General features: G+C 42.8%; 13 protein-coding genes. 4 read left to right on the plus strand and 9 right to left on the minus strand.

Going from position 1 to position 16,370, the window contains the following annotated elements; all coding sequences use genetic code 11:
- Positions 1-16 precede the first annotated feature (16 nt).
- From ACFFGT_RS17055 to ACFFGT_RS17090, 8 genes are all read right to left on the minus strand, one after another.
- A complete protein-coding gene (locus ACFFGT_RS17055; RefSeq protein ID WP_377023730.1) occupies positions 17-1,207 on the minus strand; it encodes a cytochrome c oxidase subunit II in 1,191 nt (396 codons plus the stop codon).
- 49 nt (positions 1,208-1,256) lie between these two features.
- Positions 1,257-2,525 carry a quinol:cytochrome C oxidoreductase gene (locus ACFFGT_RS17060; RefSeq protein WP_377023731.1) on the minus strand — a complete coding sequence of 423 codons (1,269 nt, stop codon included), beginning with the start codon at positions 2,523-2,525 and terminating at the stop codon, positions 1,257-1,259.
- 13 nt (positions 2,526-2,538) lie between these two features.
- Positions 2,539-3,123 carry a c-type cytochrome gene (locus ACFFGT_RS17065; protein ID WP_377023732.1) on the minus strand — a complete coding sequence of 195 codons (585 nt, stop codon included), beginning with the start codon at positions 3,121-3,123 and terminating at the stop codon, positions 2,539-2,541.
- Entirely contained in the window at positions 3,107-3,643 is a 537-nt protein-coding gene (locus ACFFGT_RS17070; protein ID WP_377023733.1) for a DUF3341 domain-containing protein, read from the minus strand. The genes ACFFGT_RS17065 and ACFFGT_RS17070 overlap by 17 nt, the downstream gene beginning before the upstream one ends.
- A 5-nt stretch (positions 3,644-3,648) precedes the next feature.
- Positions 3,649-5,121, minus strand: coding sequence for an NrfD/PsrC family molybdoenzyme membrane anchor subunit (nrfD, locus tag ACFFGT_RS17075; RefSeq protein WP_377023734.1), 1,473 nt, complete (start codon positions 5,119-5,121; stop codon positions 3,649-3,651).
- Positions 5,122-5,147: 26 nt separating this feature from the next.
- Positions 5,148-8,210 carry a TAT-variant-translocated molybdopterin oxidoreductase gene (locus ACFFGT_RS17080; protein WP_377023735.1) on the minus strand — a complete coding sequence of 1,021 codons (3,063 nt, stop codon included), beginning with the start codon at positions 8,208-8,210 and terminating at the stop codon, positions 5,148-5,150.
- 37 nt (positions 8,211-8,247) lie between these two features.
- Positions 8,248-9,528 (minus strand): c-type cytochrome, encoded by a 1,281-nt coding sequence (locus ACFFGT_RS17085; protein ID WP_377023736.1) that lies wholly within the window; start codon positions 9,526-9,528, stop codon positions 8,248-8,250.
- Positions 9,529-9,780: 252 nt separating this feature from the next.
- Entirely contained in the window at positions 9,781-10,761 is a 981-nt protein-coding gene (locus ACFFGT_RS17090) for a deoxyhypusine synthase family protein (protein ID WP_090530168.1), read from the minus strand.
- A 204-nt stretch (positions 10,762-10,965) separates the two neighbouring features.
- Between ACFFGT_RS17090 and ACFFGT_RS17095 the strand changes: the two genes are divergently transcribed.
- A complete protein-coding gene (locus ACFFGT_RS17095) occupies positions 10,966-12,093 on the plus strand; it encodes a BamA/TamA family outer membrane protein (RefSeq protein WP_377023737.1) in 1,128 nt (375 codons plus the stop codon).
- A gap of 118 nt (positions 12,094-12,211) precedes the next feature.
- Here the strand turns inward: ACFFGT_RS17095 and ACFFGT_RS17100 are convergent, their stop codons facing one another.
- A complete protein-coding gene (locus tag ACFFGT_RS17100) occupies positions 12,212-12,814 on the minus strand; it encodes an O-methyltransferase (protein ID WP_377023738.1) in 603 nt (200 codons plus the stop codon).
- A 44-nt stretch (positions 12,815-12,858) separates the two neighbouring features.
- On the opposite strand from ACFFGT_RS17100, the gene ACFFGT_RS17105 reads away from it, so the two are divergent.
- From ACFFGT_RS17105 to ACFFGT_RS17115, 3 genes are all read left to right on the plus strand, one after another.
- On the plus strand, positions 12,859-13,749 hold the full coding sequence (locus tag ACFFGT_RS17105) for a transglutaminase family protein (protein WP_377023739.1): 891 nt from the start codon (positions 12,859-12,861) through the stop codon (positions 13,747-13,749).
- Between the two features lie 203 nt (positions 13,750-13,952).
- Positions 13,953-15,482, plus strand: coding sequence for a sensor histidine kinase (locus tag ACFFGT_RS17110; protein WP_377023740.1), 1,530 nt, complete (start codon positions 13,953-13,955; stop codon positions 15,480-15,482).
- A gap of 3 nt (positions 15,483-15,485) precedes the next feature.
- A complete protein-coding gene (locus tag ACFFGT_RS17115) occupies positions 15,486-16,163 on the plus strand; it encodes a LytR/AlgR family response regulator transcription factor (RefSeq protein ID WP_377023741.1) in 678 nt (225 codons plus the stop codon).
- Positions 16,164-16,370 lie beyond the last annotated feature (207 nt).

A 16,370-nucleotide genomic window follows, 5' to 3' on the forward strand; every position in this document is an offset into this window, starting at 1 on the left:
CTATTTCTTATCTTTATTAATTATTTAACGCTATCCTATTTGTTGAAGCACCGCTCTGCTCGTTGTTTGCTGCCGCAAAATGAAGCTCTTTTCTTAAAGCATCATTAAGGTAAGGTTTTTGCCTTGACAGCCATGACTGATATTCGGCTTCGGTAACAACACGTACAACTTTTTGCATGTTGTAGTGGCTTCCACCGCATATCTTATTGCAGTAAAGGGTATATTCAAATTTAGGGTCGTCTAATTTAGTGCGCATCTCTGCGGTAGTAATAGTCGGGGTAAATTTAAAGAAGGTTGGTAAACCCGGTACCGCGTTCAACTGCACCCTGAAGTGAGGCATGTAAACACTATGGATCACATCCTGCGCAAGGATATTCAACCTGATTGATTTATTAACAGGCAGATACATGGTATCAACTTTCAAATCGTCAAAGCTGCTTTTCTTTTTAAAGTTAACACCCAGGTTATTTGCACCTGTAACCAAACGAAAATCTTTAGGGCCTAAAACACCATCTTTACCAGGGTAACGCAATTCCCAGGCAAACTGGTGACCGGTTACATCGATATTGATATCGCCTTTAAGGTCTTCACTGTTCATGATTTTCTGCCAGGTAAAGAAACCAAACACAACCAGGATAGTAAGAACGATAGCAGGTGCAATTGTCCAAACTTTTTCAATGGTGTTATTGTGAGGCAGGAAGTGTGCACGGCGTTTATCAGAATGACGGTACTGGAACAGGAATGTAAACAGCAGGATCTGGGTAACAAAAAATACTATCATTGTTAAAACAGTAGTGACGGTAAACATCTCATCTATTTTAACACCATGGGCTGAAGCTGCTTCCGGCAAGGTCATACTGCCTTGTTCGGTAAACGACCAGTAAGCGCCGTAAAGACCAAAAACAAGGAAAATGATACAGATAACTGCCATAACGTTGTTCCACTTCAGGCCTTTTTTACCTTGCATTTTCTGGGTAAGGTCATAGATCTTAAGGATTTTGCCAACAATAGCAACACCTAAGCAGATCAGGAAGAATATCAGCACATAATAAGCAACCCCGGTCCAGTCAACCTTAGGGGCCTCTTCCTGGCCCGGAGCCGCACCAGCGGCCTCTGTTTGCGCCATCAGCAGGTTTGTGCCAAGTAGCATAAACACAGCGAAGAACGATAGTAGTTTTTTAGAATTTATTAATTTTCTGAATCCCATTTTAGTAAGCTGTTTGGTATTCTGTATTTTGGTGCAAATGTAATAATTATTATATGTGATGATGAAGGCTTTCCTGTAAGAACGGGTGTTTTTTAGGAACCAACGATTTAAACTTAGTTAAAGCTGTCATCGCGGTGAAGGTGAATAAACCTCCAAATCCAACAAATGTACCGATCTCAATCCAGCTGATCTCGGTTAACCAAGATGAAGTTGGGCCAACCGTACCAGGCATGATCATCATAAAGTAATCCAACCAGTGACCAATGATCAGGATGATACACATGATTTCAACTGTACGGTAAATACGTTTAGAATCACGTGACATCAACACTAATAAAGGCGTAAGGAAGTTAATAATGATGTTAAGCCAAAACCATGGTTTAAACTCAGGCTCCCAACGCTTAAAGAAGTAAACAGTTTCTTCTGGTAAGTTAGCGTAGTAGATCAACAGGAACTGTGCAAACCAAACGTAAGTCCAGAAAATCGAAAAACCGAAAATGAACTTAGTTAAACTATGCATATGATCTTCACTAACCCATTCAAAGTAACCGATACGTTTTAACCTGATCAGTGTAAGTGTAATAACCGATAAACCGCTCACCCACATGGCAGCAAAGTTATACCAGCCAAACATGGTTGAAAACCATTCTGCCTCTAATGACATGATAGTATCAAAAGCATAGATTGGTGTAGTAAAACCAAAGATCACCAGGAACAAGCACGACATGTTAAAGCTCTTTTTGTAGTAGAACATGCCACCCAGATCATCTTCAGCCTCTGAATATTTAGCTAATAAACAGCCAAATATGCAATATGAACCAAGGAAACAAATTAAACGGATCACAAACCACATTTTGTTCATATATCCGGCTTTGCCAGCTATAACAGCATTATAGTTTTCACTATGTGGGTCGGTAACGCCAACAGCAGCCCAAATCTTATATAAGTAAGGGGCAACAACCTGCTTGCCTTCTTCATTGGTTACTGTATGTGTTAATGAAAACCCGGCGATAACTATAATGATAAGAGTAATTGCAGCAATCGGAAGAACTTTTCCAAAGGCTTGAGGGATCCTGATCATTGATGCAGACCAACCAGCCTGCGCAGCATATTGCACCGCGCAAAAGAAAATTCCGCACATGCACACAGCCGCAAAGTAATAAGCCATAAGCAACAGATTAGCAAAGGTGCGCTCGGTTTGGCCGAGTGCAAAGCCGCCAAGTATGGCAACCAAACCAATCACGATGCATATCAAGCTCCATGTTTTGGCTTTGCCGACAAATTCAAATTGCCCGTCAAAATTATTATGAGTCTTCATTAATATCTTTTTCTTATAAGGTTTGTAAATGGTGAACATACATGATCACTTTCCAGCGTTCTTCGGGAGCAAGCTGAGAAGCGTATGAACCCATAGCATTTACACCGTAAGTAATGGTATGATAAATTTTACCGTCTGTAAGGTCTTTCATGTTACCACCGCGTGATGATTGTCCTTTTGAGTATGATGGCGGAGCCGGATAACCGTGCTGAACCACTAAACCATCGCCCTGGCCGTTAACACCGTGGCAAGGAGAGCAAAAATGCTCAAAAAGGATCTTACCGTCTTTATAGTTAGCCTGGGTTTGCGCAATTACGGTTTTCACCTCAACGCTGGCCAGTTCATAACCCTCTTTAGTATTTGGATAATCAAATTTGGTAAAACCAACCGGTATAGTACCTGCAGGCGGCACCTGTGCGGTTTTGCCGTCTTTAAAATTTGGATTTTTCTGATCCGGATCGTATGCTAAATGCTCGTACATATTAGGTGCATACTCCCAACCGGTACTCCTTTTATCTTTGCACGATGTAAATACTATCGAAGCAGCGATAACGGTAACTATTGTTCCTAATATTTTAATTTTATTCATAGCTAACATATTTTCTATCGTTATGCTTCACTTCTGTAGCGCCCGCTTCTTTTAGTAAATTAGTTATATCATCATGTGGGATATTTCCTTTCGCGTCAATGGCAATCACAAATTTATCGTTAGTTGCCCTCAGGTCCATTACCCTTGGCGTGCGGCCAGGGAACAAATGAGTTGCAAAGAAGAAGGTAAATGTCATACCAAATGAAGTCCACAATATTGTCCATTCAAAAGTAACGGGAACAAAATCAGGAATGGCGAAAGCATTTTTACCACCGATGTTCATAGGCCAGTCATGTACCAGCATATAATAAACCATGCCGAACATAATTGATCCGCCTAAACAGCCGAACATAAATGCTGCATAACCCAAACGCGAATCCTTAATGTTCAGTTTAGCCTCGATACCGTGGATTGGCATAGGCGTATAAACATCATAAATAGGTACGCTGTTCTTTTGCAGCTTATCAATCCCGTGCATCATGTCATCGGGATCATCAAAAACGCCTAATATATATTTAGTGCTACTCATTAGTATTATGCTTTTAAGTATTCAGACTGTTCAACACTATCAAATTTCTCCAGGGAAGCAATGTAAAACTCAGCTTCAGCAGGTATAACGTGACCCTCTTCCATAAGCTTCTTCTTAGCCTGCTCGCTTGAGCTTTTCAGTAATAGTTTTACTTCGGCCATAGCCACTGAAGGCAGTACCCTGATAAACAGCAGGAACATGGTAAAGAAAATACCTATTGAACCGATGAAAATACTTACGTCAACCCAGGTTGGATAAAACATCGCCCAGCTTGATGGGATATAATCACGGTGCAGTGAGGTAACGATAATTACGAAACGCTCAAACCACATACCGATGTTAACCACGATTGATAGTACCCATGACAACGGAATGTTGGTACGGATTTTTTTGAACCAGAACAGTTGTGGAGTAATTACGTTACAGGTCATCATGCTCCAGTAAGCCCACCAGTACGGACCGGCAATACGGTTAGCGAAAGCATATTGCTCATACTCATTTTGTGAGTAGAAGGCGATGAACAACTCTGTTAAGTAAGCAACACCTACTATCGAACCGGTTAACATGATGATCTTGTTCATCGATTCGATGTGAAACATGGTGATATAGTTTTCAAGGCCCAAAACCTTACGTGCGATAAGCAACAGGGTTTGTACCATGGCGAAACCTGAGAAGATAGCACCCGCAACGAAGTATGGAGGGAAAATGGTAGTATGCCATCCCGGTTCCAGTGAAGTTGCAAAGTCCATTGATACAATGGTGTGTACCGAAAGTACAAGTGGCGTTGAAACACCGGCCAGGATCAATGATACTGTTTCAAAACGCTGCCAGGTTTTAACTGAGCCCGACCAACCGAATGATAATACTGAGTAAATGCGGCGACGGATACCTTCTGCGCGGTCACGAATGGTAGCAATATCTGGCAATAAACCAGTGTACCAAAATACCAGTGAAACCGAGAAGTAAGTTGAGATCGCGAATACGTCCCAGATAAGCGGCGAGTTCCAGTTTACCCATAATGAGCCATATTGATTTGGCAGCGGCAATGAGAAAACGGCCATCCATGGACGCCCCATGTGCGCAAGGATATAAGTGGCCGCGCAAATTACCGCGAAGATGGTCATCGCCTCGGCCGAGCGGTTAATAGAGTTACGCCAGTTTTGACGAAACAGCAACAATACCGCCGAGATCAGCGTACCGGCGTGACCGATACCTACCCACCATACGAAACCGGTAATGTCCCAGGCCCATCCTACTGTTTTATTCAAGCCCCACTCACCCAAACCAAACCAAAAAGTCCAGCTGATTGCGAAAAGCCAAAGCGAGGCGCCAAGTGAGGCCACACCAAAACCGATCCACCAGGCTTTACCCGGCATATTTTCTACAGGGCGCAATACATCATCCGTAATTTTTGCATACGTGATGTCTTTACCCGTAATTAACGGTTCCCTTATTATTGATTCACTATGAGATGCCATATATCTTAATCTCTGTATATAAAAATTTATGCCTGAGCTTCAGTTTCTAATATATTTCTAACTTTTGTCTGGTAACCAATACCTGGTTGTACGTTAAGCTCTTCAAGCACGTAGTAAGTTCTTTCACTTGCAAGTGCTTTTGAAACTTCAGAGTTAGGATCATTCCTGTTACCGAACACGATAGCATTGGCCGAACATGTTTGCTGACAAGCCATTTTGATCTCGCCGTCTTTAAGCGGGCGTTTTTCAATTTTAGCTTTCAGTTTACCAGCCTGGATACGTTGGATACACATTGAGCATTTTTCCATAACACCACGGAAACGTGTAACCACATCCGGGTTAAGTACTAATTGTGTATGCTCACCTTGCAAGTAGTTATCAAAACGTGCGTCGTTCCAGTAGTTAAACCAGTTAAAGCGGCGTACTTTGAACGGACAGTTATTTGCGCAATAACGAGTACCGATACAACGATTGTAAGCCATGTGGTTTAAACCTTCAGATGAGTGAACGGTAGCTAATACCGGGCACACAGTTTCGCAAGGTGCGTGGTCGCAGTGCTGGCAAAGCATTGGCTGGTGAACAACCGATACATTGTCAAAATCCTCAAGCTTCTCTATTTCTTTCTCTTTGGTTACGGCTTTTTCGCTTTCACCATGATCATTGTAGCTGTAGTAACGGTCAATACGGATCCAGTGCATTTCACGGCGGCGTGAAACCTCATCTTTACCTACAACCGGGATATTATTTTCTGCAGAACATGCAACCACACAGGCACCGCAACCGGTACAAGCGTTAAGGTCGATAGCCATTACCCAGTCATAAACAGGGCGGTCATGGTTATCCCAAAGTGATTCGGCATTATAGTCTTTACGGCCATGCTCGTTACCACTGCCTGCTGCCGGGTTCTTTTTGTACTCAACAAAAGTAGCCTCGCGGATCACGCTCCTGCCCTCGTATGAGTGGTGGGTTTGTGTTTGTGCAAGCGGTGATTTATAACCAGCTGATTTGAATGACGCTACAGCAGCAGTTTGGAAAGTTCCATTACTTAAGCTGTAGAAAGGGAAAGCATTTTTACCAACATTATCACCAACCGGACCAGCATTAGTACGGCCGTAGCCTACCGCAACTGATAAAGTACCTTGTGTTTGACCAGGCTGAGCCAATACCGGTAACTCAACTGAGTAACCATTAGCTTCAATCTTGATCACATCACCTTCTTCCACTTTCAATTTCTTCATATCAGAAATTGACATGGCAGCAAAGTTGTCCCAGGTAACTTTTGAAACCGGATCAGGAAGTTCCTGTAACCATGGGTTGTTGGCACGTTTACCATCACCTATAGCCTGGCTAACATAAAGCTGTAATTCAAATTTGTCACCATCGGCGGCAACAGCTTTGCTTTGGGTTAATATTTTTTGAGTTACGCCTGCAAGGTCAAGGCTAAAGCTGTAAGCGCCTGCTGCTGCAGGGGCCGCTATCACCATACCTGTTTGCAATAAGGTTTCCCAGCCTTTTTGACCAGACAGGCCACCTTTTGCCAACAAACCCGAATCCCAGGTTTTGCGTACGTAAGTGTAGTAATCTTTTATCGGGTTTTCCATCCAAACCAGTAAGCTATGCTCGGCCTGGCGGGTGTTATAAACCGGGTTAATTGTTGGCTGAACCACAGTGTAGTAGCCTTCAACTGCGTTAGCATCGCCCCATGACTCCAGGTAATGGTGGTTTGGCGCGTTAACAGTAGCTAATAAAGCTGTTTCGTCGGCATGATCAGCAAATGATACAGTTAAACGAACGTTTTTAAGCGCTGCTTTAAACTCGTCATTTTTATAGTAATCATAAGCAGGGTTAGCATTCAGGAATAATACTGCACCAACATCACCGCGTTTAACTTCACTTACAAACTCAACAAATGCAGCATCATTACCGGCATATTGTTTTGAAGGGTTATCCAGATCGATAGTAGTACCGTAGCTGCCTAATAAGGAGTTGATAGCGTTAACCAGCACCTGCGAAGCAACATCGTTTGAACCAGAAACAACCAATGCCCTGCCTTTAGCAGCAACTAATTCTTTAGCGGCTAACATAATGGCGGTATCAACTTTTTTGCTGCCGGTTGCTTTTGAACCAGGTAAAGTTGTACCGGAAATTGCGTTGTAAAGGTTTATTAATGCTACACCAATTTCTGACGGTTTGGTAGTGATACGTGCATCGGCGTTAGTACCGGTCATGCTCATACCAGTTTCAAACTGAATGTGGCGCGACATTTTTTTGTTTGCCAGCGATTTGCTGTTACGGTTTGATACGTACTGGCGGGTAAATTCTTCGCCCGAGATCCAGGTACCTAAGAAATCGGCACCGAAACTTACAATTACATCAGCCTTATCAAAATTGTAGTGAGGCAATACTGCTTTACCAAAACTATTTTGATTGGCCTGGATGATACCGGTATATGAAACCGTATCGTAATTGATATGTTTAGTAGTAGGATATTTAGCGATGAACTCGGCGATAACTGCTAAAGTTGAAGGGCTGTATACAGTTGAGGTAACCAAACGGATCCCTTTACCTGATGCAGCAACAGCTGCAAGCTCTTTCATTACATAAGCGTCAACCTCGGCCCAACCGGCTGAATTTCCTTTTAATTTAGGGTCTTGTAAACGGTTATCATCATACAGGTCAAGTACCGAAGCCTGGGCTTGTGCACTTAAACCGCCTTTTGAAAACACATCATTAGGGTTACCTTCAACTTTGATAGGGCGGCCTTCGCGGGTTTTAACCAAAATAGCCTGGCCTTCATAAGTTGAAGAGTAGTAGTTGGCCACACCCGGGGTAACCTCTTCAGGTTTAATCAGGTATGGAATTGATTTATGCACCGGCACTTTCTGACAAGCCGCCAATGTAACCGCACCAACACCAAAACCAAGCGCCTTTAAAAAGTCGCGGCGTGGAGTTGGAGCTGATAAACCAGATCCGCTAAGCACTTCCTCGATAGGAATTGGCTCTGCAAATTCGTTCTTATTTTTCTCAACAAATTCTGGTGTTCTGTTTAGTTCTTCTAAACCTTTCCAGTATTTTTTATTGCTGTCCATTTAAGCTGTATAAACTGTAATGCTAAAATTCTTTTTATTAATAGTGACACTTACCGCACTCGATACCACCTAACACGGCAGCTGTAACTTTCTCACCTTTCTTGATCTTATCGTGTGCAGCCAGGATGCTGTCATAGTAAGCATTTCCTTTACCGTTAACTTCGGTACGTTTGTGGCACTGGATACACCATTTCATGGTAAGAGGTGAGTATTGGTAAACCTCTTTCATTGTTTGTACCGGGCCATGGCACTGCTGACATTTAATACCACCAACCTTTACGTGTTGAGAGTGGTTAAAGTAAGCCAAGTCAGGCAGGTTGTGAATCCGCACCCATTGGATTGGTTTTGCCTGGGTGCTGTCATACTTCTGTGTTTTTGGATCGTAACCCAAAGCGTCATAGATCTTATGTATCTCTTCCGACTCGGTTTTAACAACCTTGTGGCAGTTCATACATACGTTTAATGAAGGGATAGAAGCATTTTTTGACTTGTATGCACCTGAGTGGCAGTACTGGCAATCAATTTTCATGATACCGGCATGCAGCTCATGCGAGTATTTAATTGGCTGTACCGGTTGGTAACCTGTGTGAACATTGGTGTTCCATAAGCTAACCCAACCCCAGCTGCACATGGCAACGGTGCCGGCAACCAGTATAAAGAATACCAGTTTTTTGTTTTTAAGGATCTTCGCGATGAATTCCTTTTTAGCATCAACCGCTACAGCGCCTTCAGGAGTAACAACCTCGTCTTCAATAATAAGGTCTTTGTTTTTAAGCAGGATCCGCTCTAACGAACCTACCACCCTGTTCAATACCAGGATAACAATGAAGGCGATAATGATGATACCGATCAAACCGAAAACAACCACATCACTTGGGCCGCTTTCAACTTTTGCACCTGGAGCAGCAGCACCGGCAGCTGGCGCAGCCTTCATATCTTTCCATGTAGTACGTACATAGGTTAAGATATTGCCTACATCAGCATCGCTAAGGTCAGCGAATACGGTCATGCCCGACTGGTTGTACTCATTATAGATTTTGAGCGCCTTAGGGTTTTTTGCAGCAATCAGCGCCTGGTTATTCTGGATCCACTGGATAAGATATTTATCATCAGTTTCCTCAGTAAGTTGCGGGCCTAACGCCGGACCAATTAAACGGGTGTCGATTTTGTGACAGGTAGTACATTTTGATTTAAAAATGGCCTCGCCTTTAGCAGCGTCAGTTTGCGCGTACGCAGTAGATAAACTCCAAAAAGCAAACCCGGCAATCAGTAAAACCGACCTTGAGAATTGTTTAAGAATCAATGAGAAACTTCTCATACAGTGTATTTATGCTAAATAATTTTTATATTAATGATGGAAACTGTTGTAAGATGTATGTTTCATCGGATAATTACAGGCACAAAAGTATAATTTTATACACTATCGGTGACACATAAATGACACCAACCTATAATTTATAATCGTTCTAAATAGACAAAAAACTGCGTTTAAACGCTGCTAAATGCATATTAATGTCATTTGACATTTTTTTAGAATAATTACAATCCAACTTTAATTATAAAATTTTATCTATTGTTTTAGTAACCAGGCAAAAATAAGCGGTGCAACGATGGTAGCATCACTCTCCACTATAAATTTAGGGGTGTGGATGTCAAGCTTGCCCCAGGTTATTTTTTCGTTAGGAACAGCGCCTGAGTACGAACCGTATGAAGTGGTTGAATCAGAGATCTGGCAGAAGTAGCTCCAGAAAGGTACATCATGCATTTCCATATCCTGGTAAAGCATCGGCACAACACATATCGGAAAGTCGCCGGCTATACCACCACCAATCTGGAAAAAGCCTATGCCTTTGCCCGATGAGTTTTTAGTATACCAGTCGGCCAGCCATGCCATGTATTCGATACCGCTTTTCATGGTTGAAGCCTTTAGCTCGCCTTTAATTACGTATGAAGCAAAGATGTTGCCCATGGTCGAGTCTTCCCATCCAGGTACTACGATAGGCAGGTTCTTTTCGGCAGCAGCCAGCATCCATGAGTTTTTAGGATCAATTTCATAGTATTGCTCCAGCTCGCCGCTCAATAATATTTTGTACATGTACTCATGCGGAAAATAACGCTCGCCGCTGTCATCAGCATCTTTCCAAATCTTGTGGATATGTTTTTGTAAACGACGGAATGCTTCTTCCTCAGGGATACAGGTATCAGTAACACGGTTGTAATGGTTTTCAAGCAGGTCCCACTCTTCCTGAGGGCTCAGGTCGCGGTAGTTAGGTACCCTTTTGTAATGTGAGTGCGCCACAAGGTTCATGATATCCTCTTCAAGGTTGGCGCCTGTACATGATATAATAGCAATTTTATCCTGGCGGATCATCTCGGCCAGCGAAATACCCAGCTCGGCTGTACTCATGGCACCGGCTAAGGTCACCATCATTTTACCGCCTTCTTCAAGGTGTGTTTCATAGCCTTTAGCTGCATCCATTAATGCCGCGGCGTTAAAGTGCAGATAATTTCTTTCAATAAACTGCGAAATAGGTCCTCTTGTAGTGCTCATAATATTTCAATAAAATTTCAGCGCAAAAGTAGACATTTTAGTCAAATTGGATTTTATATGGCACTTTATCTTTTTATTACCATTTCGCTCCGTAAATCATTGTCCTTTGCCCCTACCCTCTCATTCAACTAAACCATAATTTTAAAATACCGTTTACAGAACCTTATAAGGCAAAATGGGTTATATTAGCCATTACAAATATCTATGAAGAAACTTGTCACCTTAGTACTGTTCTGTGCCCTTTCAACCAGTGCCTTTTCACAAATATCCAAGGCTATAAGGCGCATGTATTTTGATAAGGATACCACCCGTAAAAGCAGCTTTGTTATACTCCCTGTTTTAAGCTCGGCCCCCGAAACCGGGCTCGAAGTTGGCGGTGCAGGCCTGCTGTCCTTTTATACCGATACTTCCAAAATCAATACGCGTGTATCCAACGTTTTTGGCTATGCCTCCATAACTACCAAAGGCCAGAGCCGTGTAAGCCTTACCACCAGCTACTGGACTCCCGGCAACAATTATCATTTAACCGCGGGCGTTAGCTACATCAACTTCCCGTTTAACTTTTACGGCATAGGCAACAACACCCTCAGGGCCGATGCCGACCGGATAGGGCAAAAACGCTTCAGGGTGCATTTTATAGGCGAAAAAAAGATCACTAATAACCTGTATGCTGGTATAACCGCCGGTGCCTGGGATTACAAGTTCAGGGACGATGATAAAACAGGCATATTTTACACCGACCCGCGTGTTGAATACCGCGGCGGCGGACCAAGCGCCTATATTGGCCCAACCATCACTTTCGATAACAGGAACAATAACACATATACCACCCGTGGGCTTATCGTAAACGCGTATTTCCAGGCCATACATGGTATGTTTGGCAATAACGACTATAAGGGCGGATTTTTCAATATCGAATATTCGCAGTTTTTTTTGCTGGCGCCTAAATGGGTACTCGGCTTGGATATGCAGGAGCAAAGCCTTACAGGCAGTACTTCGCCGTTTTATTTATTGCCCGACCTGGGCAGCGATGAGCTGATGCGTGGTTATTACAATGGCCGTTTCCGCGACAGGAATATGTTAGCGGGGCAAGCTGAACTACGCTATCGGCTCAGTAACCGAATTGGCTTTGCAGGCTTTGTTGGTACCGGCGAAGTTTTTAAAAGCAGCTTCAGCACTTCCGAACTAAAACCAAACTATGGTGGTGGCATCCGTTACTTTTTTGATGTGCAAAAAGGGCTTGCCGTACGTATTGACTATGGTGTAGGCCAAAAGATCCCGAACGAGAAAAGGCTAACCGGCTTTTATATTGGATTGGGGCAGTCGTTTTGATTTTGGTTCATGGTTGATAGATCATGGTTCATAGTATAAAACCTATCATTGCTTGATTACTGGCTCAACAAATAAGCGGGTTCCAGCCATGAACTATGAACCATCAACTATAAGCCAATCAATACTTCACCCTAAAATCTTCCTTACTCATCCCCGGTTTAAAAAACACAAGGCCGATATAAAACAGATCTATAGTTACCCTCACGTTTTCGTCGGCCTTTACCTGCTCCCAGGCTTGTTTGGTATTTTGCGTACGATGGATTCCGGAAAAGATTAGCACGGTATCATCATGGATGTTCGGTATTGTTCTTTCCAGGTATTCTGCTGCACTATGCCTGGCAGCGTCTATCAAAATCATGTCAGCCTGTCGCAATTCAGCAGAATCTTTCATATCAACGACTTCAGTATTTGGTACGGCATTGCCAAATATCGAAGATACTATATAATCCTTATTATCGGCAAAAAGCACAGTTCCCGGCTTAAAATAAACCACAAAGCGAAAAAGCAGTTTGTAAACTTTAAGCGGCATAGTTTTTATCATACGCTTGTCAGGATGTTGTTTTTGGGAGATATTTTCAATTTCGCGGTACACTTTTTGGTCGCGATAATCGTAAATAACCGTATCAATCAGCTTGTAAACAAATGGTGAGTGTACGCCATGCCTGTTGTTGGCCTTAAACCGGTGCAGCAAATACTTGAGTCCGTACCTTATATTATACATCGCTGTAAAAGTAAAAAAGGTTTAGTATTTTAGCGTTACAGCGTATGATAAATCCAACCGAAGTAAATTCACTGATCCGTCTGCTGGATGATCCGGACGGTGAGATCTTTGAGCACGTACACAATAAACTATTTTCATATGGCGCAGAGGCAATAACCTACCTCGAATCGGCCTTTGAGGAAGCTTTTGACCCTATTCAGCAGGAACGTATTGCTAACCTGGTGCACGAGATCCAGTTCAGCAACCTGAAAAACGATCTGAAGCTCTGGAACCAAAGCGGCGCGTTCGACCTGCTGCAAGGCGTCCTGATCATTAACCGCTACCAGTACCCTGATCTTGACGAGCAGAAGGTGATTAACCAGATAGAGGCCATTAAACGCGACATATGGCTGCAAATGATGAATGAGGCCAGTCCGAAAGAACAGGTCAAGCTTATCAACCATGTGTTTTACAATATTTATGGCTTCAGCGGCAATACCAGTAATCACCTCGATCCGCAAAACAGCTTCCTGAGCCAGGTATTGGAAACTAAAAAAGGAAATCAGATTTCATTAGCTATCATCTACTCCATCATAGCGCAAAAACTGGATATCCCTGTATATGGCGTAAACCTGCCCCAGCATTTTATCCTTGCCTATCTCGATGAAAGCGTGCAAAGCGAGTTTGAAAGCGGCATCCTGTTTTACATCAACGCCTTTAATAAAGGTTTACTGTTTGGCAGGCGCGATGTGGATATGTTCCTGAAGCAGCTTAATCTTAAGTTTGATAAACAATTTTATGAGCCATGCTCCAATACAGATATCATCAAACGCGTGATCCGTAACCTCATCAGTGCCTATGAAAACCTTGGCTCGGCCGATAAGGTAAGGGAGCTGAATGAGTTGCTGGAGATTATGGATAACCCGGGGGGAGTAACAGTTGCCAGTTTTCAGTAACAGTTGCAGTGAAAATTAATGACAGTTATTAGTGGCAGCCGCAGTAATTTTATTTCTTCCAATTAGCGCTTCATTCTAAAAACAACTGCTACTATAAAACTGCTACTGCCGCTAAAAACCCATCACACGAGGAGCCAGTTTCATCCCATTTATTTATTCAGTAGTATTGTGCATTATACCTTGCGGGCATAATTGAAAACAATATGAACGATCTGCTTAAAAAAAACCTTAACCTTCGCAAAATTGAATTTTGGGCCGCAACTGTTATTTATGTCTTCGCCACCATATTACTGCTGGCCAAAGTTGCCAATAGTGGCGAAAGAGAGATATGGACACCCTACAGGTACATGTTTGATAACTACCACCTGCATTACTCTTATTCTAAATATTACTTTTTCCCCCAAGTTTTCAGGTACACAGGCTACTATGGCGCTTTTTTACTTTGGAACTTTGTCATCGTTCCTGCCTTAGCCGGGAAAAGACAAGTTGCCTGGAACATCATTTTAGGATTAGCACTTCTTACAGCCCTTTGGGGTTTATTCGGCATTACCGATACATGGTTAAAAGGCTACCTGTTTTACCACAAATCTGCCGATTATGTGTATAATCTTGTTTTTAAAACCAATGTGCTGTACGCTTTATGGGTGATGATGATGCTCACTTTTTACAGCATGATCAAATACTCGGCAAGTTTCCTGTTGGACAATGTGGATAAGATACAGGCAAAATACAGGGCCCTCACCCACGATTGTATCATCGCGATTGTAGTTTTTATGATCATTGCCTTTATGATGGCACTTGTTGATGCCCCAATTGAGCTTATCACCAGTTTCATTTTTATAGCGCCAACAGCCATAGGCATTTATGCGTTATCGTTTTACAGCTTAATACCTCAAACACTTGTCCAAAAGCGCGGTATATTCATCTACTTCCTTAAGGTGGCCGGTGTAATGTTTATCATTGGGGTACCGGTAGGTTTTATAACAGCGCTGGTCTTTGATCAGGCCGAGCCTGTATTTATTATATTTGGCTTTAACAGCAGCATCCAAATTTTACTCACCGCACCCTTCGCATGGATAGTCTACAAACGCAAGATAGCCGGCAACCAAGAAATCCTGACCCTAAAAACCGCCCTTGGCCGCTCCACAGCCGACCTGGACTTTCTTCGTTCACAAATTAATCCGCACTTTTTATTCAATGCGTTAAATACCCTGTACGGGACTGCTCTGCAGGAAAGTTCCGAGCGCACTGCAGAAGGCATCCAGCGCCTGGGCGATATGATGCGCTTTATGCTGCAGGAAAACATGCTGGAAAAAATCCTGCTTGTGCGTGAGATCGATTATCTGAACAATTACATCGCCCTGCAAAAGCTCCGTACCCAAACATCACCCGACATTAGCATTGTACTGCAAATTGAGGAACATGTTGATGCCCTGCAAATTGCGCCAATGCTATTGATCCCCTTTATTGAAAATGCCTTTAAGCACGGCATTAGCTTACGCGAGCCATCACATATCAATATCAGCCTGCAAACAAAAGATAATACACTTTATTTTGACGTGCATAACAGCATCCATCCTAAAATGGTTAATGATACCGAAAAACACAATAATGGGATCGGGCTGGAAAATGTAAAACAAAGGTTAATACTGATGTACCCCAACAAACACGAACTGGTGATCCGCGAAAGCGCCAAAGATTTTTTCATACATTTAACCATACAACTGCAATAAGCTTTGATTACAGCCATAGCCATTGATGACGAACCCATAGCACTTGATGTGATCCGCTCACATGCGGCAAAGGTGCCTTTCCTTGATCTTAAGGCCGAATTTACCGATGCCTTCAAAGCGATGGATTACCTGCAGCGCGAACCGGTCGACCTGCTCTTCCTGGATATCAAGATGCCCGATATTTCGGGCATCGACCTGTTAACCTGCCTCAACAAAAAGCCACTGGTAATATTTACTACTGCTTATACCGAACACGCTGTTACCAGCTTTGAGCTCGACGCCGTTGATTACCTGTTGAAGCCATTTGCGCTTACACGCTTCATGAAGGCCTGTAACAAAGCCTATGAGTTATACAATTTCCGAAACACTGCCGATGTTAAGGACTATATCTTCCTGAAAACCGGATACGAACAGGTACGCGTTAACTTTGATGACATTTATCACCTGGAGGCTACCGGCAATTATGTAAATTTTATTTTAAAGGATGACAAAGTACTCACCCGCATGACCATAACCGAAGTTGAAGCCCTGCTGCCTGCCGAAAAGTTCATCAGGATCCACCGTTCATTTATTGCTGCTGTGAGTAAAATTGATAAAATAGAACGTCACCAGGTAACCATTAACGGGTTTATGTTGCCTGTGGGCGGGGCTTATGTGCAGAATTTGGGGATGATTAAATGATATTCTGGTCATGGGGACACGCCCCCGGGGTGTTGGGAGAACAGCTGAAAAGCTAATATCGAAGCTATATAAAAGCCCATGTCATTGCTGTAAGGGTTTAGTAATTCGGAGACAAAATAGCAGGTTATTATTTGTTGTTTAAGGAGATCATATCGATAGGTCTTTTGCCATTAATACCTTGATGAGGTCTTTCCCAGTTATAATAGA

It is taken from the genome of Mucilaginibacter angelicae, assembly GCF_042434235.1.
In the GTDB taxonomy this organism is placed as follows: domain Bacteria; phylum Bacteroidota; class Bacteroidia; order Sphingobacteriales; family Sphingobacteriaceae; genus Mucilaginibacter; species Mucilaginibacter angelicae.

Bases quoted from the DNA above. Each gene is read 5' to 3' on its own strand.
- ACFFGT_RS17055 (WP_377023730.1), bottom strand. From the start codon at position 1,207: ATGGGATTCAGAAAATTAATAAATTCTAAAAAACTACTATCGTTCTTC.
- ACFFGT_RS17060 (WP_377023731.1), bottom strand. From the start codon at position 2,525: ATGAAGACTCATAATAATTTTGACGGGCAATTTGAATTTGTCGGCAAA.
- ACFFGT_RS17065 (WP_377023732.1), bottom strand. From the start codon at position 3,123: ATGTTAGCTATGAATAAAATTAAAATATTAGGAACAATAGTTACCGTT.
- ACFFGT_RS17070 (WP_377023733.1), bottom strand. From the start codon at position 3,643: ATGAGTAGCACTAAATATATATTAGGCGTTTTTGATGATCCCGATGAC.
- nrfD (WP_377023734.1), bottom strand. From the start codon at position 5,121: ATGGCATCTCATAGTGAATCAATAATAAGGGAACCGTTAATTACGGGT.
- ACFFGT_RS17080 (WP_377023735.1), bottom strand. From the start codon at position 8,210: ATGGACAGCAATAAAAAATACTGGAAAGGTTTAGAAGAACTAAACAGA.
- ACFFGT_RS17085 (WP_377023736.1), bottom strand. From the start codon at position 9,528: ATGAGAAGTTTCTCATTGATTCTTAAACAATTCTCAAGGTCGGTTTTA.
- ACFFGT_RS17090 (WP_090530168.1), bottom strand. From the start codon at position 10,761: ATGAGCACTACAAGAGGACCTATTTCGCAGTTTATTGAAAGAAATTAT.
- ACFFGT_RS17095 (WP_377023737.1), top strand. From the start codon at position 10,966: ATGAAGAAACTTGTCACCTTAGTACTGTTCTGTGCCCTTTCAACCAGT.
- ACFFGT_RS17100 (WP_377023738.1), bottom strand. From the start codon at position 12,814: ATGTATAATATAAGGTACGGACTCAAGTATTTGCTGCACCGGTTTAAG.
- ACFFGT_RS17105 (WP_377023739.1), top strand. From the start codon at position 12,859: ATGATAAATCCAACCGAAGTAAATTCACTGATCCGTCTGCTGGATGAT.
- ACFFGT_RS17110 (WP_377023740.1), top strand. From the start codon at position 13,953: ATGAACGATCTGCTTAAAAAAAACCTTAACCTTCGCAAAATTGAATTT.